The sequence below is a fragment of the Corynebacterium sp. ACRPS genome (genome assembly GCF_022346005.1).
Classification (GTDB): Bacteria; Actinomycetota; Actinomycetes; order Mycobacteriales; family Mycobacteriaceae; genus Corynebacterium.
In genome coordinates, this window is the sequence record NZ_JAKRMY010000002.1 from 113,991 (window position 1) to 138,219 (window position 24,229).

Annotated in this window: 20 protein-coding genes; 11 read left to right on the forward strand and 9 right to left on the reverse strand. The window is 59.2% G+C overall.

Translation table 11 applies throughout. The features are described 5' to 3' along the window. Together sufB and MHX65_RS01775 are read right to left on the reverse strand one after the other, a co-directional pair. The gene (gene sufB / locus MHX65_RS01770; protein WP_005283048.1) at nt 1-1,440 is read right to left on the reverse strand and encodes a Fe-S cluster assembly protein SufB; all 1,440 of its coding nucleotides are present in this window, start codon (nt 1,438-1,440) and stop codon (nt 1-3) included. Beyond that, a complete protein-coding gene (locus MHX65_RS01775; protein ID WP_239268176.1) occupies nt 1,437-2,174 on the reverse strand; it encodes a helix-turn-helix transcriptional regulator in 738 nt (245 codons plus the stop codon). Before MHX65_RS01775 ends, sufB begins: the two co-directional genes overlap by 4 nt. A 215-nt stretch (nt 2,175-2,389) precedes the next feature. Here MHX65_RS01775 and mptB point away from each other — a divergent pair, with 215 nt between their 5' ends. The 5 genes from mptB to MHX65_RS01800 all read left to right on the forward strand — a co-directional run bounded on the left by mptB (nt 2,390) and on the right by MHX65_RS01800 (nt 8,023). Further along, the gene (mptB, locus tag MHX65_RS01780; protein WP_239268178.1) at nt 2,390-4,114 is read left to right on the forward strand and encodes a polyprenol phosphomannose-dependent alpha 1,6 mannosyltransferase MptB; all 1,725 of its coding nucleotides are present in this window, start codon (nt 2,390-2,392) and stop codon (nt 4,112-4,114) included. A gap of 6 nt (nt 4,115-4,120) precedes the next feature. Next, on the forward strand, nt 4,121-5,050 hold the full coding sequence (locus tag MHX65_RS01785; protein ID WP_239268180.1) for an ABC transporter ATP-binding protein: 930 nt from the start codon (nt 4,121-4,123) through the stop codon (nt 5,048-5,050). 83 nt (nt 5,051-5,133) lie between these two features. Beyond that, entirely contained in the window at nt 5,134-5,898 is a 765-nt protein-coding gene (locus tag MHX65_RS01790; RefSeq protein ID WP_239268182.1) for an ABC transporter permease, read from the forward strand. Between the two features lie 70 nt (nt 5,899-5,968). Continuing rightward, the gene (locus MHX65_RS01795) at nt 5,969-6,997 is read left to right on the forward strand and encodes a COX15/CtaA family protein (protein WP_239268184.1); all 1,029 of its coding nucleotides are present in this window, start codon (nt 5,969-5,971) and stop codon (nt 6,995-6,997) included. Nucleotides 6,998-7,054: 57 nt separating this feature from the next. Then, the gene (locus MHX65_RS01800; RefSeq protein ID WP_239268186.1) at nt 7,055-8,023 is read left to right on the forward strand and encodes a quinone oxidoreductase family protein; all 969 of its coding nucleotides are present in this window, start codon (nt 7,055-7,057) and stop codon (nt 8,021-8,023) included. A gap of 53 nt (nt 8,024-8,076) precedes the next feature. On the opposite strand, the gene MHX65_RS01805 is transcribed toward MHX65_RS01800, so the two are convergent. Then, nucleotides 8,077-9,021: a heme o synthase gene (locus MHX65_RS01805; RefSeq protein WP_239268188.1), complete on the reverse strand. Its 945-nt coding sequence runs from the start codon at nt 9,019-9,021 to the stop codon at nt 8,077-8,079. 364 nt (nt 9,022-9,385) lie between these two features. Here MHX65_RS01805 and tkt point away from each other — a divergent pair, with 364 nt between their 5' ends. The 5 genes from tkt (at nt 9,386) to pgl (ending at nt 15,967) form a co-directional block, all read left to right on the forward strand. Next, complete coding sequence (gene tkt, locus MHX65_RS01810) at nt 9,386-11,458, forward strand: transketolase (protein ID WP_239268305.1); 2,073 nt, start codon at nt 9,386-9,388, stop codon at nt 11,456-11,458. 32 nt (nt 11,459-11,490) lie between these two features. Beyond that, the gene (gene tal / locus MHX65_RS01815) at nt 11,491-12,576 is read left to right on the forward strand and encodes a transaldolase (RefSeq protein ID WP_239268190.1); all 1,086 of its coding nucleotides are present in this window, start codon (nt 11,491-11,493) and stop codon (nt 12,574-12,576) included. Nucleotides 12,577-12,675: 99 nt separating this feature from the next. After that, nucleotides 12,676-14,208, forward strand: a complete 1,533-nt coding sequence (zwf, locus tag MHX65_RS01820; RefSeq protein WP_237800863.1) for a glucose-6-phosphate dehydrogenase — start codon at nt 12,676-12,678, stop codon at nt 14,206-14,208. A gap of 14 nt (nt 14,209-14,222) precedes the next feature. After that, a complete protein-coding gene (locus MHX65_RS01825) occupies nt 14,223-15,158 on the forward strand; it encodes a glucose-6-phosphate dehydrogenase assembly protein OpcA (protein WP_239268192.1) in 936 nt (311 codons plus the stop codon). Between the two features lie 47 nt (nt 15,159-15,205). Next, nucleotides 15,206-15,967 (forward strand): 6-phosphogluconolactonase, encoded by a 762-nt coding sequence (gene pgl / locus MHX65_RS01830; RefSeq protein ID WP_239268194.1) that lies wholly within the window; start codon nt 15,206-15,208, stop codon nt 15,965-15,967. A 145-nt stretch (nt 15,968-16,112) separates the two neighbouring features. On the opposite strand, the gene secG is transcribed toward pgl, so the two are convergent. The 4 genes from secG to gap all read right to left on the reverse strand — a co-directional run bounded on the left by secG (nt 16,113) and on the right by gap (nt 19,730). After that, nucleotides 16,113-16,349, reverse strand: coding sequence for a preprotein translocase subunit SecG (gene secG / locus MHX65_RS01835; RefSeq protein WP_005279116.1), 237 nt, complete (start codon nt 16,347-16,349; stop codon nt 16,113-16,115). A 198-nt stretch (nt 16,350-16,547) separates the two neighbouring features. Then, complete coding sequence (tpiA, locus tag MHX65_RS01840) at nt 16,548-17,330, reverse strand: triose-phosphate isomerase (protein ID WP_239268196.1); 783 nt, start codon at nt 17,328-17,330, stop codon at nt 16,548-16,550. 46 nt (nt 17,331-17,376) lie between these two features. Continuing rightward, nucleotides 17,377-18,594 carry a phosphoglycerate kinase gene (locus MHX65_RS01845; protein ID WP_239268198.1) on the reverse strand — a complete coding sequence of 406 codons (1,218 nt, stop codon included), beginning with the start codon at nt 18,592-18,594 and terminating at the stop codon, nt 17,377-17,379. A gap of 128 nt (nt 18,595-18,722) precedes the next feature. Continuing rightward, complete coding sequence (gap, locus tag MHX65_RS01850; protein WP_239268200.1) at nt 18,723-19,730, reverse strand: type I glyceraldehyde-3-phosphate dehydrogenase; 1,008 nt, start codon at nt 19,728-19,730, stop codon at nt 18,723-18,725. A gap of 545 nt (nt 19,731-20,275) precedes the next feature. Between gap and MHX65_RS01855 the strand changes: the two genes are divergently transcribed. Then, nucleotides 20,276-21,922, forward strand: a complete 1,647-nt coding sequence (locus MHX65_RS01855; RefSeq protein WP_239268202.1) for an L-lactate permease — start codon at nt 20,276-20,278, stop codon at nt 21,920-21,922. Nucleotides 21,923-22,098: 176 nt separating this feature from the next. On the opposite strand, the gene whiA is transcribed toward MHX65_RS01855, so the two are convergent. Together whiA and MHX65_RS01865 are read right to left on the reverse strand one after the other, a co-directional pair. Beyond that, on the reverse strand, nt 22,099-23,076 hold the full coding sequence (whiA, locus tag MHX65_RS01860) for a DNA-binding protein WhiA (protein ID WP_084538544.1): 978 nt from the start codon (nt 23,074-23,076) through the stop codon (nt 22,099-22,101). Between the two features lie 155 nt (nt 23,077-23,231). Then, complete coding sequence (locus MHX65_RS01865; protein WP_023030703.1) at nt 23,232-24,209, reverse strand: gluconeogenesis factor YvcK family protein; 978 nt, start codon at nt 24,207-24,209, stop codon at nt 23,232-23,234. Between the last annotated feature and the right edge of the window lie 20 nt (nt 24,210-24,229).

Consider the following 24,229-nt stretch of genomic DNA (forward strand, 5'->3'; position numbering starts at 1 on the left):
TTAGCCGACCGATCCTTCCATTTGCAGTTCGATGAGGCGGTTGAGCTCGAGGGCGTACTCCATCGGCAGCTCCTTAGCAATCGGCTCAACGAAGCCACGCACGATCATTGCCATTGCTTCTTCTTCCGCAATGCCGCGGGACATGAGGTAGAACAGCTGCTCTTCAGAAACCTGTGAAACGGTTGCCTCGTGGCCCAACGTGACGTACTCGTTGCGGATGTCGTTATACGGGTATGTGTCCGAACGCGAGATATTGTCCACGAGCAAGGCATCGCATTCCACGTTGGACGTGGAGTGGTGCGCATTCTGGTTGACCTGCACCAAGCCGCGGTAAGCAGCGCGGCCGCCGGCGCGGGCAACGGACTTGGAGACGATATTGGAGGAGGTGTAGGGCGCCATGTGCGTCATCTTCGCACCGGTGTCCTGGAACTGTCCCTCGCCAGCGAAGGCGACGGAAAGTACCTCGCCCTTAGCGTGCGGTCCGGTCATCCACACGGCCGGGTACTTCATGGTGACCTTGGAGCCGATGTTGCCATCGACCCATTCCATGGTGCCGCCTTCTTCCACCTTGGTACGCTTGGTCACCAGGTTGTAGACGTTGCTGGACCAGTTCTGAATCGTCGTATAGCGGCAGCGGCCGCCCTTCTTCACGATGATCTCAACTACCGCGGAGTGCAGGGAGTCAGACTTGTAGATGGGCGCAGTGCAGCCTTCCACGTAGTGAACGTAGGCATCCTCATCCACGATGATGAGGGTGCGCTCGAACTGGCCCATGTTCTCGGTATTAATACGGAAGTAGGCCTGCAGCGGGATATCAACGTGCACGCCTTTCGGCACGTAAATGAAGGAGCCACCGGACCACACTGCGGAGTTGAGCGCGGAGAACTTATTGTCACCGGCAGGAATAACGGTGCCGAAGTGTTCCTTAAAAAGCTCCGGGTAATCGCGCAGCGCGGTATCAGTATCGACGAAGATAACGCCCTGGCTTTCCAGGTCCTCGCGAATCTGGTGGTAGACAACCTCAGACTCGTACTGTGCGGCCACGCCGGCAACCAAGCGCTGCTTTTCCGCCTCAGGGATGCCCAGCTTATCGTAGGTGGCCTTAATATCATCCGGGAGGTCGTCCCAGGTCTGCGCCTGCTCTTCGGTGGACTTGACGTAGTACTTGATCTGGTCAAAGTCGATGCCGGAGAGATCTGCGCCCCAAGAGGGAATAGGCTTCTTATCAAAGATATTCAGAGCCTTGAGACGCTGGTTCAGCATCCACTCGGGCTCGCCCTTCTTTGCGGAAATATCGCGGACAACGTCCTCGTTCAGGCCACGGGCGGCAGAAGCGCCGGCCGAGTCCGAGTCGTGCCAGCCGTACTCATACGCACCAATGGAATCGATGATCTCATCATCGGTCATCTTATTGTCAGGTGCCGATTGTGCTTGGGTCATGACTCGCTCCTTTCAGTATTAGTTTTGACAGGTGTCAAGGGGATATTCGTGGTACAAATTCCGTGGCCATCTGCGATAGACGCCAAAGGTTGTACGTGTTTGCCTAAGAGGGCGGAAAAGACTTCCTGCTCTGCCTCGCACAGTTCGGGATGCTCCGCCGCCACATGGGCAACCGGGCAGTGGTGTTGACAGATTTGCACTCCCTGGCCAGCGCGGTCCACGGTTGCGGCGTACCCGTGCTTATCCAGGGTTTCAGCCAGTTTGCGCGCTACTTCCTCGACCGATTCTTCCGCGTCCACGAAGGGACGCACATCGGCGATGATGCGCTCAAACCGAGCCTTAGCGAAGTTCTTTACAGCCTCTGAACCGCCCGCAGAGCGCAGCGCGGTCAACGCTTCAGAAGCTAATTCATCATAGGCGTGGCCAAATTGCGCACGCCCACGATCCGTCAGGCGGAAGTGCTTTGCCGGTCGCCCACGACCCGCTCCGGAGTGCATCCGCGAACGAGAAACTGGACGGCGCTCGACAACTTCCGTTAGTTCTTCTTCCACCAGAATGTCTAAATGCCGGCGGATCCCGGCGGTCGAAAGACCAAGGCGCTCACCCAGGTAAGAGGCGGTTACAGGGCCATCTTTAAGCAATAGCAGCAGTACCTGGCGGCGGGTATCACCATCCGTGGACCGCGATTCTTTCACCGCCACATGCGCCGCTGCCGCGCGCTGTGAGTTACCCATGCCCTAAAACCTCCCTTCCTTAGGTCAGTTGCCTGCAGCCACCGTGCTCCGTCGCGCCGGAATTGCCGTCGCTACGCAAGCGCCATAACTGCGCTTTCATCATTAGACAACACTAGTGTTCCTTAATTCATTCCGGAATGCCACCATTGCAGTCACCGGGCGTGGCGGCGGGGGTGAATTTCCCACCCCACGGTCCTCGCGTAAGGTCTTAAGCCATGAAAGGGAAACTACGGGGAGTGCTCGAGAGCGTAAAGGCGGAATTGCCACGCTTGGGCACCGCAGGTTCTCGTTCCGCGCAGCTGCATGCCGAAGGCACCGGCGCGCAAGCCGGGGATACTCGCTACGATTTCATCGCCCAGGCGCCAGAGGAACTGCAGCACACCACGGTCTCCCAAAAGCGCACCTTTTTCATCCTGCGGTGGGCCGGAACCGTCGGATCCCTCCTCATTGCCTTTGGCGCTTTGGGAGCAGGCGCGCTGCCTGTAGTGGGCAATCCTTATGACAATGTGCCCTTTGGCTCCCTCATGTCGCGTATGCTCCAGACCTCGTCTGCGCTCGTCATGGTGGGCGTGGGGCTTTTAGTTACGGCCTGGATTTTCCTCGCCCCCTTCGTGGGCACCCCGCTGCGCCAGGCGCGACCCGGCGAGCCCGCCAGCGATCGCTCCCGCCGGCTGGTCTCCCCACGCCAGCTGTGGATCACGTGGGCTGGGTGGGTTATCCCCCTCATTTTCACCGCACCCTTATTTACCCAAGACATCTATTCTTATTTGGCCAATGGCTCCATCGTGGCCCAAGGGATGGATCCCTATTCCGCCGGCCCTGTGCAGCTCTTGGGCGCTGGCAACGAGCTCGCGCGTTCCGTGCCGTTTATCTGGGCAAATTCACCGTCACCGTATGGACCTGTTGCCCTGGGGCTGGCGGCCATAGTCAGCATCGTCACCGGAAATTCCATTGTCTTAGGCGTCATTGCCCACCGCCTACTTTCCATCGTAGGAATCATCGTGGCCGGCTGGGCCATCACACAGCTTGCTCAGCGATGCCGCGTCTCCCCCGCCTCCGCACTATGGCTCGGCATCTTGAACCCGCTGACCGTCCTTCACCTCGTCGGCGGTATTCATAATGAATCCATCATGCTTGGATTGTCGTTGCTGGGCATGGAGCTTGGATTAAGGGGCATCGATAAGCTGGGGCAGGATAAAAGAGGGGCCTACTTAACGCTGATAGCCTCGGGAATTTTCCTATCCAGCGCCGGAATGGTCAAGGTCACCGGCTTTATTGGGCTCGGATTTATCGGCATGGCGTATGCCCGCCACCTACATGTGGAGACACGCGTGCCGCGCTGGCAGGCCTTATTCACGGCCATCGCCGTGCAGACTGCGGTGCTCATAGCCACCATTGCGCTCATCAGTCTCATCACAGGCATTAACCTCGGGTGGATTACCGGGCAAGGCGGCGCCGCCACGATTCGCTCTTGGCTTTCCCTATCTACGGCTGTGGGAGTGGGTGCGGGTTTCCTCGGGATGTTTTTAGGGCTTGGGGACCATACAGACGCCATATTGACCATCACCCGCAGTTTCGGTGTCTTGGTCGCAGTCGCTTTTATGGCCCGCATGCTGTATGCCACCCTGCGCGGATATATCCACCCCGTCGGCGGCTTGGGAATTTCTACCCTGGTACTCGTCATTTTCTTCCCGGTGGTCCACCCCTGGTACATCCTGTGGGCCGTTTTGCCGTTGGCGGCGTGGGCGAACCGGCACATCTTCCGGTTTAGCGTCGTTGCCTATACCGGTGCGATGAGCTTTTTCGTCCTGCCGCGTGGCTTAGGCCTACCTGCGGGAACGGTGCTTTCCATTTATATCGCCGCTGCCTGCACATTCGCCGTAGTGACCGGAGTGTGGTGGGTTGCTATGCGCCGAAATGGAATCCGTGTCTTAAACTAGGCACCCGTGAATGTAATTCCAGCCGATAGCCCCGCCCTGTCCTTGGATGGTGTGGTAAAGAAATTTGGCCCCACGGCAGCCGTCAATGGGCTCAGCCTGAGCGTTGCACATGGCGAAATATTCTGCCTGCTGGGGCCCAATGGTGCTGGCAAATCCACCACCATCGAAATGTCTGAAGGCTTTATACACCCCACCGCAGGTTCCATTAAGGTATTGGGCCTTAACCCCAGCACCGCACCAGATAAGGTGCGCGAAAAAGTGGGGATCATGCTACAAGGCGGCGGATCCTACTCAGGCATCCGCGTTCTAGAGATGTTGGAATTGACTGCTCGCTATAACGCCAATCCACTGTCACCGCAGTGGTTGCTCGAGACCCTCGGCTTGCAAGGCGTTGCGCGCACGTCCTACCGGCGCCTTTCCGGCGGGCAACAACAGCGGCTATCGCTCGCACTCGCGGTCATCGGCAGGCCAGAGCTGGTTTTCCTCGATGAACCCACCGCGGGCATGGACGCCCAATCCCGGCTCGCCGTATGGGATCTCATCCGCGCCCTCAAGCGCGACGGGGCCACCGTTATATTAACCACCCACCTGATGGATGAGGCTGAATCGCTGGCAGATCATATCGCCATCATGGATCACGGCGCGCTCGTGGCGCAGGGAACCCCGGCAGAACTTACCTCCCAGGGCGAGGGCGCCGGTTTTAGTTTTAGCGCCAACTCCGCAGTTGACTTGGACGCCTTGCAGCGAATTGGGATCCCCACGACCGCCTCGCGGCCGCTGCACTACAGGGTGAGCCAGCCCAGTTCGCCGGAACTGATTTCCGCCCTCGCCGCCGATCTCGCCCGGCAAGGCGTGCTTTTGCGAAGCCTGGAATCCCACCACCGGAACCTCGAGGAAGTATTCCTCGATCTCACAGGCAGGCACTTGCGCAGTTGATGAAGCCCTGTGTCCTGTCTTCATCCTAGAATCACCAGTACCTACAACCACCACTTTAAATTCTCAAGGAATAGGCCCCGAATATGAGCGCAACGTTTTCCCCCGGCACCTTCCGCCCGGCACCCAAACGAGCGAGTGCAGGCGCCATCATCCTTGCCCAAGGCGGCATGGAAGCCAAGCTCATGCTGCGCCACGGCGAGCAACAATTGCTCAGCATCATTATCCCGCTCGCCATCCTGATTGGGACCGCACACTTGGAATCCACCACCGGCCATGGTCTGCACGAGGTTTTTCCCATGGTGCTTGCGGTGGCGGCGACATCGGCTGGCTTTACCGGACAAGCCATTTCCCTGGCCTTTGACCGCCGCTACGGGGCCTTAAAGCGCACCGGCGCCTCCGGCGTACCGGCATGGGCGATTATCGGCGGCAAAATCATCGGCGTGTTGACGATGGTGGTATTCCAGATTCTCGTGCTCGGTGCCACGGCCTTTGCCTTGGGCCTGCGCATCAGTGCGCCCGGCATTCTGCTCATGATCGTCTCGCTCATTTTCGGCGTCGCCGCCTTTACCGCTATGGGTTTGGTGCTTGGCGGGACCCTTAGCTCTGAGGCCGTACTCGCGCTGGCTAACCTCATTTGGTTTATCCTTCTGGCGATCGTCGGCTGGGCCCTGTATTCCCAGGGCTTGGGCGATAATGGCCTGCTCAATATCGTTCCTACGGTGGCGCTAGCGGGCGCGCTTGCCGATGCCTCCAATTCCACCTTCCCCGGCATCGAGCTCATTTCCTTGACCGCGTGGCTGGCAGTGGCGTCGTATGCGGCCGTTCGTTGGTTCCGCTTCGACGGCTAAATGTGAGTTATACCCAGTTCCCCGCGAAATAGAGCCAAAGGTTTCGGCTCGCTACACACCCCCTAGTAAGATGCACCTTGTGAATTACTGGACCAGAACTAAACGCTTTTTTAAAGAAGCCGTCCCTACCGTGGAGCAACAGCGACTTATCGCGCTGATCCTGATCTTCTGCCAAGGCGGCATCACCGTATCTGGTTCCATCGTCCGCGTCACCGGTTCCGGCCTTGGCTGCCCCACCTGGCCCCAATGCCAGCCTGGTTCCTTGGTGCCGGTCGAAGGCGCAGCCCCGGCAATCCACCAGATCATTGAATTTGGTAACCGCCTGCTCACCTTTGTTGATTCCGCCGCCGCCGGCGCGGCAGTCATCGCCATGTATATGGCCTGCCGCCGCCCTGAGCTCAGGGTCTATGCATGGCTTAACGTGGCCGGCATCGTCCTGCAGGCCGTCATCGGCGGCATCTCCGTGCACCTAGATCTGCGCTGGTGGTCCGTGGCGCTTCACTTCCTGCCCTCCATGGTGCTGGTGTGGCTTGCCTGCATGTTGTACGCCCGCATCAAAGAACCCGATGATGGCACCGCACAGCCGCGGTTCCCACAAGCTATTCGCATCCTCGCCGTCATCGCGACCATCGCCCTCTCCATCGTCCTGATCACCGGGACGATGGTGACCGGTTCCGGCGTCCACTCCGGCGACTCCGGCGTGGGAATGGACGGCCGCTTGGATGTGGATACCGAATCCATGGCCATCGCCCACGCGATGTGCATGTACGTTTACCTCATCTTTACCGCCATCACCGTCTTCCTGCTGTACAAGCACCGCACCCCGCAGGAGACCAAGAAGACCGGGTGGGTCCTTATCGTCTGCATCCTCATCCAGTGGGCCGTCGGCGTCTTGCAGTTCTACCTGGGCGTGCCGCGGTGGACGGTCCCCTTCCACATCGGTATGTCCGCCGTGGTCACCGGCTTTACCGCCCTGCTCTGGGCACACGGGCGCCACCGCGTCGGCGGCACGCCGGACCTCATCTCAGGCTCTCCCGCCGGCGACGATAAATACGCCGTTCGCCAGCAATCATTAAATGAGGAACGCGCCGCCGTTTAGGATTTAGGCAGCACCATTTTTCTGCAGCTTCTGGGCTTTGTGGGATAGCATGGCCTTATGCATGCTATCCAGATCACAGAAACGGGCGGGCCGGAAGTCCTGCGCTACGCCGAGGTTCCTGCGCCCACGCCCGCTGAGGACGAGGTCTTAGTCGATGTCACCGTAGCGGGCGTGAACTATATCGACACCTACTACCGCGAGGGTATCTATAACGCCCAGACGCCCTTTATCCCTGGCTTTGAGGGAACGGGGCGCGTTGTCCACGATCCCAAGGGGGAAATTGCGGAAGGCACCTTGGTGGCATGGCACCACGCCTTTGGTTCCTATGCCGAGCAGGTCTGCGTCCCCCGGAATGGCCTTGTCGCCGTACCGGATGATTTCCCCACCGAGATCGCTGCCTCCATGCTGCTACAGGGCATGACCGCCCACTTCCTTTCCCACGGCGTGTATGAGCTTGGCGAAGGCGCCACGTGTCTCATCACCGCTGGTGCGGGCGGCGTGGGCCAGCTGTTGACCCAAATGGCTTCCTCTTTGGGCGCTACGGTCTACACGGTCGTCTCCACCGATGAAAAGGAAGAGATCTCGTACAAGTGCGGCGCCGACCACGTCTTCCGCTACAACGATTGTCTGGGCGAGCAGGTTCGCCGGTTTAATGGCGGCCGCGGCGTCGATGTGGTCTATGACGGCGTGGGGCAATCCACCTTCTTCGAATCGCTCGAGGCCGTTCGCCCGCGCGGCACCGTCGCACTCTTTGGCGCCGCTTCTGGCCCGGTTGAGCCCATCGATCCCCAGCTGCTCAATAAGCATGGCTCCATCTTCTTGACCCGGCCTTCGCTCGGCGCGTGGACGGCGCAAGAGGGCGAATTCCAGATGCGCGCGCAAGCAGTCGTCCAGGCCGTCATGGACGGAGACCTCAAGTTCAACGTATCGGCCTCCTATCCCTTGAAGGAAGCAGAGCAGGCCCACCGCGATCTACAATCGCGCAGCACCACCGGTTCTATTGTTCTGCGGGTAAAGCAGGACTAATGCAGAAAGAAGCGCGAGCCACGAAGGCTCGCGCTTCAGCATGCTACTGGGATCTAAAACAGGGTGGCGGACCAACCAAGCATCCGGCCGATTGGCTCCCAGCCCAAGACGGCATCGATGGACAGGCCAATAAAGAGTACCGATAGGTAGTTATTTGAATAGATAAACAGGCGCATGGGTTTTACCTTTGCGCCTTTCTTTACGCCTTGGTGCAGGCGGATGGCTAGCCATAAGAAGACCGCGCCAGAAGTTACGGCGGCGATGAGGTAAATCCACGATGCCGCGGGAACGATAAGCAGCGTGACGATGACCGTGCCGACGGAATACCACACAATCTGGCGGGTTACCTCTTGTTCCGTTGCCACTACCGGCAGCATCGGCACCCCAGCCTTGCGGTAATCTTCCTTGTATTTCATGGCCAAGGCCCAAGTGTGTGGCGGGGTCCAGAAAAAGATAATAAGGAATAGGACTATTGCCTGCCACCAGCGGTCGGGCTCGCCTGCTGGCGCGTTATCGCGGATGACTGCCCAGCCCACCATGGCCGGCATGCACCCCGCTAAACCGCCCCACACGATGTTTTGGGCATTGCGCATCTTCAAAAACTTGGTGTAGACGAAGACGTAGAAAAAGTTCGTCAGAATGACGAAGAACGCCGCCAACCAAGAATTGGCCAGGATTCCCAGCCAAAGCACCGAAACCACGAGCATGATCCAGGCGAAAATCGCCGCATTCCGCTTCGAAATCGTGGCGCGCACTAGCGGCCGCGCGCGGGTGCGTTGCATCTTCTGGTCAATTTCATAATCGACCACGTTATTAAAGGTATGGGCGGCCGCAGCGCCCATCCATCCGCCGAAAATGGTGGAAATGATGAGCCAGATATTTTCAGAAACCGCCTCAACGCCCCGTTGTGCTTGGAGCATCGCCGGAATTGCGGCCACGAGGAGGAGTTCAATAATCCTCGGCTTCGTTAGCGCAAAATAGGCCTTGATGGTCTCCAAGGAATTCCTCCACTATCTGAACAGACGTTGATCTACAGCACACACGCTACACAGTGCGGTATGCCCACGGTGTAGTGGTCGCACACCCCGGCACAAAAGTTCCGGAGAATTAATTCACACTATGGCTTACATTTAAAATGCGCTACACATGGATCGTATCAATGCAGCGGAAATGCAGAGAGTAACTAATGCTGTGCCGTACACCGCTTAGCCATGCCAGCTTACCGGTTCCCCGCGGCTTTCAATAATTCCGCACCGCCGTCAAAAAAGTAACTAGACTGTGTGGAGTTCAGTAATTAACGCCTAGATTTAAGCGAGGCCTTATACCGTGTCGAAAGATAATTTGTCCCCAGACCTGCAAGCTATGGTCGAGCGCCGTTATCCGGACGACTGGACAGACACTGATACTCGCGCGGTCGACACTGTGCGCGTGCTTGCTGCCGATGCCGTCCAAAACTGCGGCTCCGGACACCCGGGCACGGCGATGTCGCTGGCTCCCCTCGCCTATACGCTCTACCAGCGCGTTATCAATCACGACCCCAATGACGTGAATTGGGCAGGCCGCGACCGCTTCGTATTGTCTGTCGGCCACTCTTCCCTGACCCTTTACATCCAGCTCTTCTTGGGTGGATTCGGTTTGGAGATGAAAGATCTCGAGCAGCTCCGCACCTGGGGCTCCCTTACCCCTGGCCACCCTGAGGTGCACCACACCGATGGCGTGGAGATCACCACCGGCCCACTCGGCCAGGGTCTGGCATCTTCGGTAGGTATGGCGATGGCCGCCCGCAAAGAGCGCGGCCTCTTCGATCCTGAGGCACCAGTCGGCCAATCCCCCTTCGATCATTACGTCTACACCATTGCCTCCGACGGCGACCTGCAGGAAGGCGTAACCGCTGAGGCATCGTCTTTGGCTGGTACCCAGAAGCTGGGCAACCTGATTGTCTTCTGGGATGACAACCGCATTTCCATCGAGGATGACACCAATATCGCCTTCAATGAGGACGTCGCTGCGCGCTATGAGGCATACGGCTGGCACGTCCAGACCGTTGAGTCCGGCGAGGACGTCGTTGCCATTGAAGAGGCAGTGCGCAATGCACAGCAGGAAACAGAGCGCCCCTCCTTCATCCGCGTGAAGACAGTCATTGGCTACCCTGCCCCGACCAAGATGAACACCGGCGGCGTCCACGGCGCCGCGCTTGGCGATGACGAAGTTGCCGCCACCAAGGAAGTCCTCGGCTTCGACCCAGAAAAGACCTTCCACATTGATGATGAGGTCTTGGCCCACACCCGCAAGCTGCGCGATCGTGGCGCTGAAAAGCACGCGCAGTGGCAAGAGAAGTTCGACGCGTGGGCAGCGGACAACGCCGAAAATAAGGCGCTCTTTGACCGCATGAGCGCCCGCGAATTGCCGGAGAACTTCGATGCCGAGCTCCCCGCATGGGAGCCAGGGGATGCGATTGCCACCCGTAAGGCCTCTGAGGCGACCATTCAGGCGCTGGCCGCCGCTTTGCCCGAAATGTGGGGCGGATCGGCCGACCTGGCGGGGTCCAATAACACCGTGATTAAGGGCGCGGATTCCTTCGGCCCTGAAAACATCACCACCAATAAGTGGTCCGCACAGCCTTATGGCCGCAACCTTCACTTTGGCATCCGCGAGCACGCGATGTCCGCCATCATGAACGGCATCGCCCTCCACGGAAATACCCGCGTATATGGCGGTACATTCCTGATCTTCTCCGAGTATCAGTACCCTGCCGTGCGCCTCGGCTCGCTGATGTCTACCGATACCTACTACGTGTGGACGCACGATTCCATTGGTTTGGGCGAAGACGGCCCTACCCACCAGCCGGTAGAAACCCTGTCAGCCTTGCGCGCCATTCCGAATTTGTCCGTCATCCGGCCTGCCGATGCCAATGAAACCGCGCAAGCTTGGGCCGCAGCGATGGAATACAAGGCAGCCCCGAAGGGCCTTGCGCTCAGCCGCCAGAACCTCCCCATCTTGGAAGGCACCAAGGAAAAGGCACACGATGGCGTTCGCCGCGGTGCCTACACCTTGGTCGCAGGCTCCAAGGATGAGCCCGATGTCATCTTGCTGGCCACCGGCTCGGAGGTACAGCTAGCCGTCGAGGCCGCCCAGCAGCTCGAAAGCGAAGGCACGGCCGCTCGCGTGGTATCCGCGCCGTGCCTGGAGTGGTTCGACGAGCAGGACGCAGAGTACCGCGAATCGGTTCTGCCCAGCAGCGTGAGGGCCCGCGTTTCCGTCGAGGCCGGCCTCGCTCAGTCCTGGCACAAGTACACTGGTACTTTCGGCCGCAACGTCTCCCTAGAGCACTACGGGGCCTCCGCTCCCGGCGATGAGCTCTTCGAAAAGTTTGGCTTTACCTCTGCTGCGGTGGCCGATGCCGCACGCGAGAGCATCGCCGAAGCCCAAAGCTAAGCCCCACCTCACCGACGCTAAAAGGAATGACTATGAACAACATTTCTGAACTTGCCCAATTGGGCACCTCCACGTGGCTCGATGATCTCTCGCGCCAGCGCTTGGAATCCGGAAACTTGAAGGAGATTATTTCCTCCAAGTCCATCGTGGGCGTAACCACCAACCCGGCCATCTTCGCCACCGCCATGACCAGCGGCACGGCCTATGACGAAGACCTGGCGGCCTTGAAGGAGAAGAACGCTTCGGCCGATGAAGCCGTCTACTCCCTGGCCATTACGGACGTACAAAACGCCTGTGACCTTTTTGCCGATATCTATGCTGAGACCGACGGCCAGGATGGCCGCGTATCCATCGAGGTGGATCCGCGCATCTCCGACGATGCCGCGGCAACTCTCAAGCAGGCCCGCGAACTGTGGGACCAGGTGGCCCGCCCCAATGCGATGATCAAGATTCCGGCTACCAAGGGCTCCCTCCCCGCTATCGAGGATGCCTTGGCAGAGGGAATCAGCGTCAATGTCACCCTGATCTTCTCGGTGTCTCGCTACCGCGAGGTCATCGCCGCATTCCGGGCCGGGCTCAAGCGCGCGGCTGATAATGGCAAAGACGTTACCAAGATTCACTCGGTCGCATCGTTCTTCGTCTCCCGCCTAGATACGGAAGTTGATAAGCGCTTGGAGGCTATCGGTTCCGATGAGGCCCTGTCCCTCCGCGGCAAGGCCGGTGTTGCCAACGCGCAGCGTGCCTACGCCCTCTTCCAAGAGGAATTGCTCGGTGATAACGGCCTCCCCGAAGGCGCGCCCGTACAGCGTCCACTGTGGGCTTCCACCGGCGTGAAAAACCCCGACTACCCAGCAACGCTGTACGTGACCGAGCTGGCTGGCCCGCACACGGTAAATACCATGCCGGAAAAGACCATTGATGCGGTACTGCAGGAGGGTGGATTCCACGGCGATACCCTCTCCACCGCCGGCGAAGAAGCCGAGAAGGTCTTCTCCCAGCTCGAATCGGTGGGCATTGACCTAGAAGATGTCTTCGCGGTCCTCGAGCGCGAGGGCGTGGATAAGTTCGTCGCCGCGTGGAATGACCTCCTTGATTCCCTCAAACAACGACTCGCGTAAACTACGACCGTGGTCCTAGCCCCGCCGGATAGCCGGCGGGGCATTATGCCGCCACTAGTTGAAAGACTACTTAGCTTTTCCCTCCAGGAAGGATAATCCGTGACGGACTCAGCCGCTTGGGTCAATCCCTTGCGTAATGCCGCCGATAAACGATTGCCACGCATCGCGGGCCCCGCGGGCATGGTCATCTTTGGTGTGACCGGCGATTTAGCTTTCAAAAAGCTCCTGCCGGCCATCTATGACCTTGCCAGCCGCGGTCTCTTGCCCGCTGGCTTCACGCTCGTCGGCTATGGCCGCAGGGACTGGGATAACGCGGACTTCTGCGATTATTTCCGCAGCGCGGTAGAAGCCGGTGCCCGCACTGACTTTAACCACGACGTGTGGGAGCACTTATCCCAAGGAATCGAGTTCGTGCAAGGCTCCTTCGACGATGAGGGCTTCGACAAGCTTTCTGCGCGGTTGGCCGAGCTGGATAAAGCCCGCGGCACGGGAAGCAACTGGGCATACTACCTTTCGGTGCCGCCAGAGTTTTTCTCCGATATCTGCCACCAATTGGAACGCGTGGGCATGGCCAATTCCATGGAGGACTCGTGGCGCCGAGTGATCATCGAAAAGCCGTTTGGCCACGACCAGGAATCTGCGCGCGAGCTCAATGAGATCGTCAACGCGGTCTTCCCAGAATCTGCTGTCTTCCGCATCGATCACTACCTGGGTAAAGAGACCGTGCAAAACATCATGGCGCTGCGGTTTGCTAACCAGATTTTTGAGCCGATGTGGAACGCGCACTATATCGACCACGTGCAAATCACCATGGCCGAAGATATTGGGCTTGGCGGCCGCGCTGGCTATTATGACGGAATCGGCGCGGCCCGAGACGTCATTCAGAACCACCTCCTGCAGCTGCTCGCCCTCGTGGCAATGGAAGAGCCTTCCTCCTTTGAACCGGAGGCGCTGCGCGCTGAAAAGGTCAAGGTGCTGCGCGCTACGCAGCCGGTCCATCCGCTCAATAAAACCACCGCCCGTGGCCAGTACACCGCTGGCTGGCAGGGCTCGGAATACGTGAAGGGCTTGCGTGAGGAGGAGGGCTTCGATCCCGCCTCCACTACTGAGACCTATGCGGCGTGCACGTTGGAGGTCAACTCTCGGCGCTGGGGAGGCGTGCCTTTCTACCTGCGCACCGGAAAGCGCTTGGGGCGTCGAGTCACCGAGATCGCCTTGGTCTTCAAGGCCGCACCGAACCAGCCCTTTGTCGATGGCGAAACCGATGCCCTCGGCCAAAATGCCGTGGTCATCCGCGTTCAGCCCGATGAGGGCGTGACCATGCGCTTTGGCTCAAAGGTCCCGGGCTCCACCATGGAAGTCCGCGATGTGAATATGGACTTCGCCTACGCCGAGGCCTTCACCGAGGAGTCCCCGGAGGCCTATGAGCGCCTCATCTTGGATGCGCTCCTCGATGAATCATCCCTGTTTCCCACTAATGAGGAAGTCGAGCTATCGTGGTCCATTTTGGATCCGATCCTCGATTATTGGTCCAAGCATGGTGAGCCCGAAGATTATAAGGCGGGCACCTGGGGGCCCACTTCAGCCGATAAGATGCTGCGCCGCCGGGGCCATTCCTGGCGCCGCCCATAGAAGGGACGTAGTCAATGATTATCCCATTGCCTAATACCACCACCGGTGAAATTGCCAAGAAGCTTGTCGATGCCCAGGAGCATTACACCCGCACCACGGGCCGGGTGCTCACCCTCATCGTTGAGGCACAAGAAGGCGACGATCTCGAGCAAATCCTTGCCTCTGTGCGCGATGCCTCTCATGAGCACCCCTCCCGCGTGCTCGTCGTGGTCCCCGGCGATCCAAATACTGATACCCAGCTCGATGCCCAGCTCCGCGTCGGTGGCGAGGCCGGTGCGTCCGAGACCGTCGTCATGCAATTGCACGGGGCGCTGGCGGATCAAGCCGAGTCCGTGCTCACCCCGCTCTTGCTGCCGGATACCCCGCTGGTTGCGTGGTGGCCGAACCTGTGCCCGCAGGTTCCCTCCGAAAGCCCCGTGGGCAAGTTGGCGCAGCGCCGCATCACCAACGTGGCGCATAAAGGCACCGTGGGCGAGCAGGATCTGCGCGCGCTTTCTAATGGCTACTCCCCCGGCGATTCCGATATGTCCTGGGCCTCCATTACCTTGTGGCGCGGCGTCGTCGCATCGGCACTCGACCACCATCCCCATGAAAAGGTGCTATCGGTAGAGGTCGCCGGCCCCGCCGGGCATCCCGCGCCAAACTTCGCTGCGGGGTGGCTGCTTGACCGCCTGAGCGTCCCGGTACAGCGCATGGCCGAGGAAGCTAATAGTGACTATTTCCCGGTTACCCACCTGCGCTTTAACCGGGAGACGACCCACGTCGATGTGGATGTCGTGGATGAGCGCACCGTGCGGGTGCGCGTGCCTGGTACGCCAGACTCGCTGGTCAGCTTGAGCCCGCGCACGCAAACCGAAATCCTCTCCGAGGAATTGCGGCACCTCGACGCCGATAAAACTTATGCTCAGGCGCTGCGTGCTCTGGGAGAAGTAGACTACAGTAAGCTTTAATAGCGCACTTGCTCATACCGATTCTTTGCAAAGGATTCTGATACCGAATGGTAACGCTTCACCGCGTCAGCGATGTAGATGACCTTATTTCCCAAGCCGCACTCAAATTTATTGAGACCATCGCCGGTATTCAGGCCGGCAATGGTGGCCTCCATGGTGACGGCGTGGCAAGAGTCGTACTAACTGGCGGGGGCGCAGGAATTGGGCTCCTGCACGAGCTCGCGCGCTTGGACTTCGCCGCCCAGCAGCAAGGCGAGAACTACCCTGCCCTGCGCATCGATTGGTCCCGCGTGCACATCTTCTTTGGCGATGAGCGCAATGTCCCGGTCAGCGACCCAGATTCCAACGAAGGCCAAGCGCGTTCCGCGCTGCTCGATCACGTGGATATCCCGGATCAGAATATCCACGGTTTCGACCTCGGTGCGGTCTCCATGGAGGCGGCCGCAAATGCCTACGAGCCAGAGTTGAAGGACTTCGCACCTTTAGGCTTCGATCTACACCTTTTGGGCATGGGCGCAGAAGGCCACATTAACTCCATGTTCCCCCACTCTCCTGCCATCCGTGAGCAGGAAGAACTCGCGGTACCGGTACACGATTCGCCGAAGCCGCCCAGCGAGCGCATCACCCTGACGCTGCCGGCGGTCAACAGGTCTGAGCGCGTCTGGCTCTTGGTTGCCGGGGAGGAAAAGGCCGCTGCCGCAAAGAACATCGTTGACGGCGTCGACGCTGAAGAGTGCCCGGCCGCTGGTGCGCAAGGGACGAAGGAAACGATCCTCTTCCTTGCAGACGATGCCGCGCAGGAGCTGTAAAGCCAGCAGCGCCGGCACCGCCGCTTAACGCATACAGCGCCGGTACCTCGGTCCCTTCTTGCGAAAGGTTAAGGGACTGACGTACCGGCGCTGTTTTGCGCGGTTGGCCGCCGCTAGCGGTTAGCGGGGGCCTGCTGCGTGCTTCCTAGGAAGCGTAGGCCTGGATAAGGTTAAGGCCAACGATGCAGGCCAACCAGATAATCACCATGACGACGGTATAGCGGTCTAGGTTCTTTTCCACCACGGTCGAACCGGACAGGTTCGATTGCACGCCGCCGCCGAAAAGGCTAGACAGGCCGCCGCCTTTGCCCTTGTGTAAAAGCACAAAGATGGACATCAAAATAGCTGAAATTAGCAAAATGATTTCCAGTGCTAAGACCATGAGGTTCTTCCTTTTCTCAACGTGCGCCCAGTGGCACCTTCGATGTACTACCGAAAGTCACGCTAGCCACCGGCGCGAAGTACTTACCGGCTTTGCCTACGCAAAGCAATCACAAGGGCCTACTGTACACCATGCCGCGGGCGGGACTCACCCCAACCCGCGGCACAACAGTTACCTTGTGATGGTTGTTAACGCATGTTAACTAACGGCATTAGCGGCATTGGCGGCCAACTTGGCAAAGTCCTCTCCTACCAAGGAAGCACCGCCAATCAGGCCACCGTCCACGTCCGGCTTGCTGACGATATCAGCAACGGAATCGACCTTCACGGAACCGCCGTACAGGATGCGGATGCCCTCGGCGACCTCGTCGCCTGCAAGCTCCTTGACCAAGCCGCGGATTGCAGCACATACTTCCTGCGCGTCATCAGCGGAGGCAACCTTGCCGGTGCCGATGGCCCACACGGGCTCGTAGGCGATAACCGTCTTGGATAGCTGCTCGGCGCTCAGTCCCTGCAGGGAATCGCGGGTCTGGTTCACCACGTAGTCAACGTGGGTGCCGGCTTCGCGCACATCGAGTGGCTCGCCCACGCAGACGATCGGGCTGATGCCATAGTCCAGGGCCGCTGCGGCCTTTTCAGCGACCAGCTGGTCGGTTTCGCCGTGGTATTCGCGGCGCTCGGAGTGGCCGACGACTGCCCAGCTGCAGCCCAGCTTGCTCAGCATCTGACCGGATACCTCACCGGTGTAGGCGCCGGACTCGTGCTTGGAGATGTCCTGCGCACCGTAGGTGATCTTCAGCTTATCGCCCTCAACGAGGGTCTGAATGGTGCGGATATCGGTAAATGGAACCATGTAGGCTACATCAACCTTGTCGTAGTAATCCTCCGGCAGGGAGAAAGCAAACTTTTGAACGGAGCCGATGGCCTCAATGTGATCGAGGTTCATCTTCCAGTTGCCAGCAATAAGTGGTGTACGTGCCATGATTAATCCTTTCTGTGTACGCCTATATTGAGCTATTTCAGGCGGTTTATGCCTCGAGCACGGAAACGCCCGGCAGCTCCTTGCCCTCGAGGTATTCAAGGGATGCGCCGCCGCCGGTGGAGATGTGGCTGAAGCCATCCTCATCGAGGCCCAGGGTGCGCACGGAGGCTGCGGAGTCGCCGCCGCCGACGACGGAGAAGGAACCGTTGGAGGAGGTGGCATCGATAATCGCCTGCGCCACCCCAGCGGTGCCCTTGGAGAAGGCTTCCATTTCGAATACGCCCATGGGGCCGTTCCAGAATACGGTCTTGGAATCTGCCAGTACGGCGGCAAATTTCTCGACGGACTTGGGGCCAATGTCCAGCGACATCCAGCCCTCAGGGATGCCATCGAGCTCAACAACCTTGGTCTCAGCGTCTGCGGCGAACTCGCTGGCGGCGGTGAGATCTACCGGAAGGACGATCTTGTCGCCGAAGCGCTCCAGCAGGCTCTTGCAGTTTTCAATCTGGTCCTCTTGCAGCAAGGACTCCTGAACGTCGTAGCCCTTAGCGGCCAGCAGGGTGTAGCACATGCCCCCGCCGATGATGATCTTGTCGGCCTTTCCGGCAAGGGCTTCAATAACGCCGAGCTTGTCGGATACCTTTGCGCCGCCCAGAACGACGACGTAAGGGTGCGCTGGATCCTTGGCCACGGTGGACAATACGTCCAATTCCTTTTCCACCAGCTTGCCGGCGTAGGCGGGCAGGCGCTTGGCGACGTCATACACAGACGTCTGTGCGCGGTGAACAACGCCGAAGCCGTCGGAAACGAATGCACCATTATCGGCGGCCAAGGCGACGAGCTCTTCAGCAAATTCGCCGCGCTCTGCCTCATCCTTGGAGGTCTCGCGCGGGTCAAAGCGGACATTTTCTACCAGCATGACATCGCCGCTGTTTAGCCCGTTTGCGCGCTCGTGGGCGTCTTCACCGGTGACGTCGTTGGCCAAGGCAACATATTGATCCAGGGCCTCGGACAGCGCCTCTGCGACTGGGGCCAAGGAGTACTTGGAATTTACCTCACCCTTGGGGCGGCCGAGGTGGGCGGAAAGGATGACCTTCGCGCCGCCATCGACAAGCGCCTTAATGGTCGGAAGAGAAGCGGTAATGCGGCCCGGGTCGGTGATATTTCCGTCATCATCGAGCGGCACGTTGAAGTCAGAACGCACCAAGATGTGGCGGTCCTCTACGCCTTCTTCAAGCAGGTTATCTAGGGTCTTAAAAGCCATGTGTTACTCCTTTTAAAGTGGGTTCTGCAATCGAGGTTCCTACATAAAATGATACCGGCCACAACGTCGTGCCGTCAGGGCGTTCGTTGTGGCCGGTATCGCATTAAAGGGTGCTCGGTTTCAGGACTTTAGAGCTTGTCTGCAACCAGGTTGGTCATGCGGACGAGCTGGGAGGTGTAGCCCCACTCGTTGTCGTACCAACCCAGCACCTTGACCAGGTTGCCGTTGGAGACCTTGGTCATGCCGGCATCGAAGATGCAGCCGTGCGGGGAGGTGACGATGTCGGTGGAAACCAGCGGATCCTCGGTGTATGCGAGGGTGTCCTTCAGCTCGCCTTCAGCTGCTTCCTTGAGTGCGGCGTTGATCTCCTCAACGGTGACGTCGCGGGAAGCGGTGAAGGTCAGGTCCGTTGCGGAACCGGTGATGACCGGAACGCGCATTGCGTAGCCGTCCAGCTTGCCTTCCAGCTCAGGCAGGACCAAGGAGACGGCCTTAGCTGCACCGGTGGAGGTAGGTACCAGGTTGACGGCTGCGGCGCGGGCGCGGCGCAGGTCCTTGTGAGGAGCGTCCTGCAGGCGCTGGTCACCGGTATAAGCGTGAACGGTGGTCATCAGGCCCTTTTCCACACCGAACTTATCATTCAAGACCTTGGCCATAGGAGCCAAGCAGTTGGTGGTGCAGGAAGCTGCGGAAATAACGTCGTGGTTAGCTGGGTCGTAAGTGTCGGAGTTAACACCGTAGACGAAAGTTGCGTCAACTTCCTTGCCAGGAGCAGAGATGATGACCTTCTTGGCGCCGGCCTCAATGTGAGCCTTTGCGTCGTTGCCGTTGGTGAACAGGCCGGTGGACTCGATAACGAGGTCCACGTCCAGCTCGCCCCACTTCAGGTTCTTTGGGTCCTTCTCGTTGAAGACCTGGATGCGGTTGCCGTTGACGGTGATGGAGTCATCATCGTAGGTAATCTCGCCGTCGAAGCACCCCAGTACGGAGTCGTACTTCAACAGGTTAGAGAGAGTCTGGTTATCGGTCAGGTCGTTGACGGCAACGATCTCAAGGTCGTTGTCGGTCCGGTTAACTGCGTGGAAGAAGTTACGACCAATGCGGCCAAAGCCGTTAATGCCTACGCGGGTAGTCACTGTAAATCTCCTCAAAAAGTCGAGTAATAATTTCTATGGGCCTACCGCGGGTCCTTCGAGTACTTTACTGCTCTGGGTGAGTAAGGTGCCCGAGGCTTTGCCCAACAACCGCAATACTACAGAGCCTTTATAGCGCGTGCAGTGGGCTGCAAGGCTGCCAGAAAAGTATCTGAAAGTTTTCCGATCTAGGCGTACAATCTTCCCGAGCATTTTTGTTTCTCCCGAATTATCCGGCAGTTCAAGCCCGTTTAAGTTGGTTCTTGTGGACTTTACACCGTTAATGTGTGATATATCACTGTACGGAGTATTCCGCTGCCTGCTCGCACACTGACTCCCCACAGAGACGGTGACATAAATTAACTTGGGCCAAATCACACGACCGCGTTTATGACGCGATATGCTTACGCTAACTCACTGTGTTCCAGGTAGCACTCGGGCATTCGCTCGGCGCTAGCTCTCGCCTGAAACGCGTGGGCAACTAATTTAAGTCCCCCGCAGACCGAATGCGCCTGCGATAGTACCCCCGTTAGAATCGAGGATACTCAATGTTTGAGATAAATACCTCTGTTGTGGGAGACAGTCTTGGGCTCACCGCGCTCGTGGCGATTCTCCCCCTCGTGGCTTTCTTCATTATGTTGATGGGCTTTAAAGCCCGTGCACATACTTCAGGAGCCGTCGCCCTTGCGACCTCCATCATCCTTGCCATAGTCGCCTTTGCGATGCCCGTGGATATGGCACTGTCCTCCGCGGTCCGCGGTGGACTCTTTGGCCTCTTGCCCATTGTCTGGGTTATCATCACCGCGATTTGGTTTTACGAGATCACGGTCGCCTCGGGCCGTTTCGAGGATTTGCGTAAGACCTTCGACCTCTTAGGCGATGGAGATATCCGCATCCAGTCGATGCTCATCGCCTTCTGTTTCGGTGGCCTCCTTGAAGCCCTTGCGGGTTTCGGCGCACCCGTTGCTATCACCGCCACGATGATTATGGCGCTCGGCGTCAAGCCGCTGCGCGCAGCGACGGTGGTCCTCATTGCTAATACCGCCCCAGTGGCATTCGGCGCGGTCGGCATTCCGGTCACCACCGCCGGTGAAGTTGGCGGACGTACCGCTGAGCAAACCCAAGATATCGCAGGCCTTATTGCCCTGCAGGTGTTGGTCATCGCCGCGATCGTCCCGTTCCTTATCGCATTCATCCTCGACGGCATGCGCGGCGTGAAGGAAACGGCGCCCGCCGCCGCGGTCATCGGCATTTCCTTTGCCGCCGCACAGTGGCTGACCGCAACCTTCTTTGCTTACCAGCTCACCAACGTTATTGCCTGCATCGTATCTTTGGGTGCCGCCTTCATCTTCCTCCGCGTGTGGAAGCCACGCGGCGTCGCGCAGCTGCGCGAGCGCATGGAGCTGCCCGCCGCAGAAACGTCGACCGACCTCAATGGCCGCCGCATCTGGATGGCCCTGCTGCCCTACGCCGTCGTTACCGCAGTATTTGCCATCGCAACCGCAGCCCCAGCCATCTTCGGCTTCTGGAAGCTGAAGTTCGCGTGGCCGCTGCTGGATGGCACCGTCATCGGCACCAACGGCGAAGCCATGGACACCAGCTTTAGCTTCAATGTCTTTGGCAACCCCGGTACCTTGCTCTTGCTCTCCGGCATTATCGTGGCCATTGTTTACCACTTCTGGAACGAAAATGGCCGCTACAAGCTCAGCTTCGCCCAACCCGTGCAGGCCTTCGGTGAAGTTGCCAACCGCATGAAGTTCTCCGGGCTGACCATTGTCTTGGTCCTCGCTTTGGCCTACACGATGAACTACTCGGGCCAGACCATCGCCATCGGTGAATTCGTATCTTCCGCCGGTTCCATCTTCGCGCTCTTCGCTCCCGTGCTGGGCTGGATTGGTACCGCGGTTACCGGCTCCGATACCTCCGCGAACGCGCTCTTTGGTAACCTCCAGGTCGCCGCCGCTGACCGCATTGGCGTCAACCCTGACCTCATGCTGGCCGCCAATACCTCCGGTGGTGTTGTGGGTAAGATGATTTCGCCACAGTCCCTGGCTATTGCGGCAACCGCCGTATCCATGGAGGGCAAGGAATCCGTCATCTTGAAGAACGTCGTGGGCTACTCCATCGCGTTCTTGGCCGTTGTCTGCGTCATCGTCTTCTTGATGACCAACGTCTTGGGCTTCTTGGTCCCATAAGGCGGTCCCATAAAGCTTAGGCCACCACCGGCTTTAAGCCCCTGCCCCCGCCTAGCACCAAATCATCCTCGGTGCTGGGCCGCGGCACAACACAAGGCGGGAAGGACAAGCACCTCAGTGCTGTCTCCTTCCCGCCTTTCGTGGTTCAAAGAGCAGGAGCCAATCGTGCCCAGCGCCTAAGAGTCACCAAAAAGATCGTCCGAGATGGATTCATTGGTATCGGGGATATCCAGTTCTTCGGCCCGCTTATCCGCCATGGACAACAGGCGCCGAATGCGCCCGGCTACCGCATCCTTGGTCATGGGCGGATCCGCCAGCCGGCCGAGCTCTTCCAAGGAGGCCTCGCGGTGCTGCACGCGCAGGCGGCCGGCATCGGCCAGGTGCTCGGGAACGTCATCACCCAAGATTTCCATCGCCCTATCCACGCGCGCCGCGGCGGTCACGGCGGCCCGTGCGGAACGGCGCAGGTTGGCATCATCAAAGTTATCCAACCGGCGCGATGTATCGTGCGCTTCGCGCTTTACCCGCTTCTTTTCCCACGACAGGCGGGTCACTTGCGCGCCCATGCGGGTAAGCAACGCGCCGATGGCATCGCCGTCGCGGACGACCACGCGATCTTCGCCGCGGGTCTCTTTAGTCTTCGCGGAAATCCCCAGGCGCCGCGCGCAGCCCACGAGTGCCAACGCGGCCTCCTGGCAGGGGCAGGTTACTTCCAGCGCCGAAGAACGCCCTGGCTCCGTCAGGCTGCCGTGGGCAAGGAAGGCACCCCTCCACGCGGCCTCGCTATCTGCCACCGTGCCGGAAATGACCTGCGGGGGAAGCCCCACCACGGCGTGACCGGAGCGGGTAATCAGGCCCAGCCGGCGGGTAAGCTCCTTTGCACCTTTAGTGATGCGCACGATGACGCGGGATTTCTTCGCCGTCCCCGCAGGGCCAACAACGTGGCTTTCCGCTTCGATGCCGTAGAGCTCGTCTAAAGCCACGAGGATGCGCTGCGCAATAGCCTGGTTATCGAGCTCGAGCTCATAGGCCATGCTGTCCCCAGAGACGTCTACCTCTCCGGCAAAGCGCAGAATCGATGCGAGCTCCGCTGCGCGCGCGGACTGACGGGTTACGCCTACCGCCGCTAGTTCTTCTTTGACCTGTTCGGTCAACGGTGTGGTCACCTAGTTCGCCCCATTTCTCTGTCACAGTCACGAATGACGCTTGTGCAATGCACGGCCCCACGCACACCAACTACTGCGTGGGAAACTGAATTTTCTTATTTTACCGTGCCCCGCGCATTGAGGACTGGCTGGCCTGATTTTAACTAGGCCCGCCGGTACTCGTTATAAAGATCCACGATGACAGAAGAAAGTTTGTCTGGATCGTGTTTCATCAATCGCTGTCCATTGTCATCCTGAATGCTGACATCCGCAAATACCGCGCGCGCCCCCAAGGCTTGCGCGGCGCGCTGCACATAAACCCGTTCGCTCTCATTCGGCAGCGCTGCCGCATCCACCACGATGCGATCGATGCGCAAATTCGGTGCGTGACGGGCAAGAACGTGCACGTGGCGCTCCGCAGAAAAGCCTTGGGTTTCTCCCGGTTCGGCCGACAGGTTGAGCATGACGACGCGCAAGGCATTGGATTCAGAAATGGCCTGCACGATCTCTGGCACCAACGTATGTGGCAGCACGGAGCTAAACCAGGATCCTGGACCAATGGTAATAAGATCGGCCTGTCTAATGGCCTCCAGCGCAGCCGGGCTCGCTTGGGGTGCTTCAGGCAAGATGCGCACGCGCCGCACATGGCCCGGCGTCGATGCCACCGCGACCTGGCCGCGGACCTGGCGCATGACTCGGGGGTCATCGTCAAGCCCTGAGACATCGGCCTCAATCTCTAAGGGATGCGGGACCACGGGGATGACCCGCCCGTGCGAGTGGGTAAGCTCCGCCACCGCGTCCAAGGCGGCCTGGTAATCGCCCAAAACCCCGGTCAACCCTGCGATCATGAGGTTGCCCACGGCATGGCCTGCCATAGCGCCATTGCCGCCGAAGCGGTGTTGAAGGGTCTTGCCCCACAGCTCGCCTATCCGATTGTCATCGGCTAGCGCCGCCAAAGCCATGCGCAGGTCACCGGGTGGAATGATGTCCAATTCCCGGCGCAGGCGCCCCGAAGATCCGCCATCATCGGCAACCGTCACGATGGCAGAAATATCCGCTGCATTGCTGCGCCTGGCGGATAAAAGGGTTTGATAAAGACCATGGCCGCCGCCAAGGCAGACCATATGAGAAGGGTGTTCCATACAGTTTTTAGTGCTCCTCA

Coding starts and splice junctions, on each gene's coding strand:
- MHX65_RS01800 (WP_239268186.1), top strand. CDS start 7,055: ATGCATGCTATCCAGATCACAGAAACGGGCGGGCCGGAAGTCCTGCGC.
- MHX65_RS01865 (WP_023030703.1), bottom strand. CDS start 24,209: ATGGAACACCCTTCTCATATGGTCTGCCTTGGCGGCGGCCATGGTCTT.
- sufB (WP_005283048.1), bottom strand. CDS start 1,440: ATGACCCAAGCACAATCGGCACCTGACAATAAGATGACCGATGATGAG.
- MHX65_RS01795 (WP_239268184.1), top strand. CDS start 5,969: ATGCACCTTGTGAATTACTGGACCAGAACTAAACGCTTTTTTAAAGAA.
- tal (WP_239268190.1), top strand. CDS start 11,491: ATGAACAACATTTCTGAACTTGCCCAATTGGGCACCTCCACGTGGCTC.
- mptB (WP_239268178.1), top strand. CDS start 2,390: ATGAAAGGGAAACTACGGGGAGTGCTCGAGAGCGTAAAGGCGGAATTG.
- tkt (WP_239268305.1), top strand. CDS start 9,386: ATGGTCGAGCGCCGTTATCCGGACGACTGGACAGACACTGATACTCGC.
- MHX65_RS01775 (WP_239268176.1), bottom strand. CDS start 2,174: ATGGGTAACTCACAGCGCGCGGCAGCGGCGCATGTGGCGGTGAAAGAA.
- tpiA (WP_239268196.1), bottom strand. CDS start 17,330: ATGGCACGTACACCACTTATTGCTGGCAACTGGAAGATGAACCTCGAT.
- MHX65_RS01790 (WP_239268182.1), top strand. CDS start 5,134: ATGAGCGCAACGTTTTCCCCCGGCACCTTCCGCCCGGCACCCAAACGA.
- MHX65_RS01825 (WP_239268192.1), top strand. CDS start 14,223: ATGATTATCCCATTGCCTAATACCACCACCGGTGAAATTGCCAAGAAG.
- MHX65_RS01845 (WP_239268198.1), bottom strand. CDS start 18,594: ATGGCTTTTAAGACCCTAGATAACCTGCTTGAAGAAGGCGTAGAGGAC.
- secG (WP_005279116.1), bottom strand. CDS start 16,349: ATGGTCTTAGCACTGGAAATCATTTTGCTAATTTCAGCTATTTTGATG.
- MHX65_RS01855 (WP_239268202.1), top strand. CDS start 20,276: ATGTTTGAGATAAATACCTCTGTTGTGGGAGACAGTCTTGGGCTCACC.
- pgl (WP_239268194.1), top strand. CDS start 15,206: ATGGTAACGCTTCACCGCGTCAGCGATGTAGATGACCTTATTTCCCAA.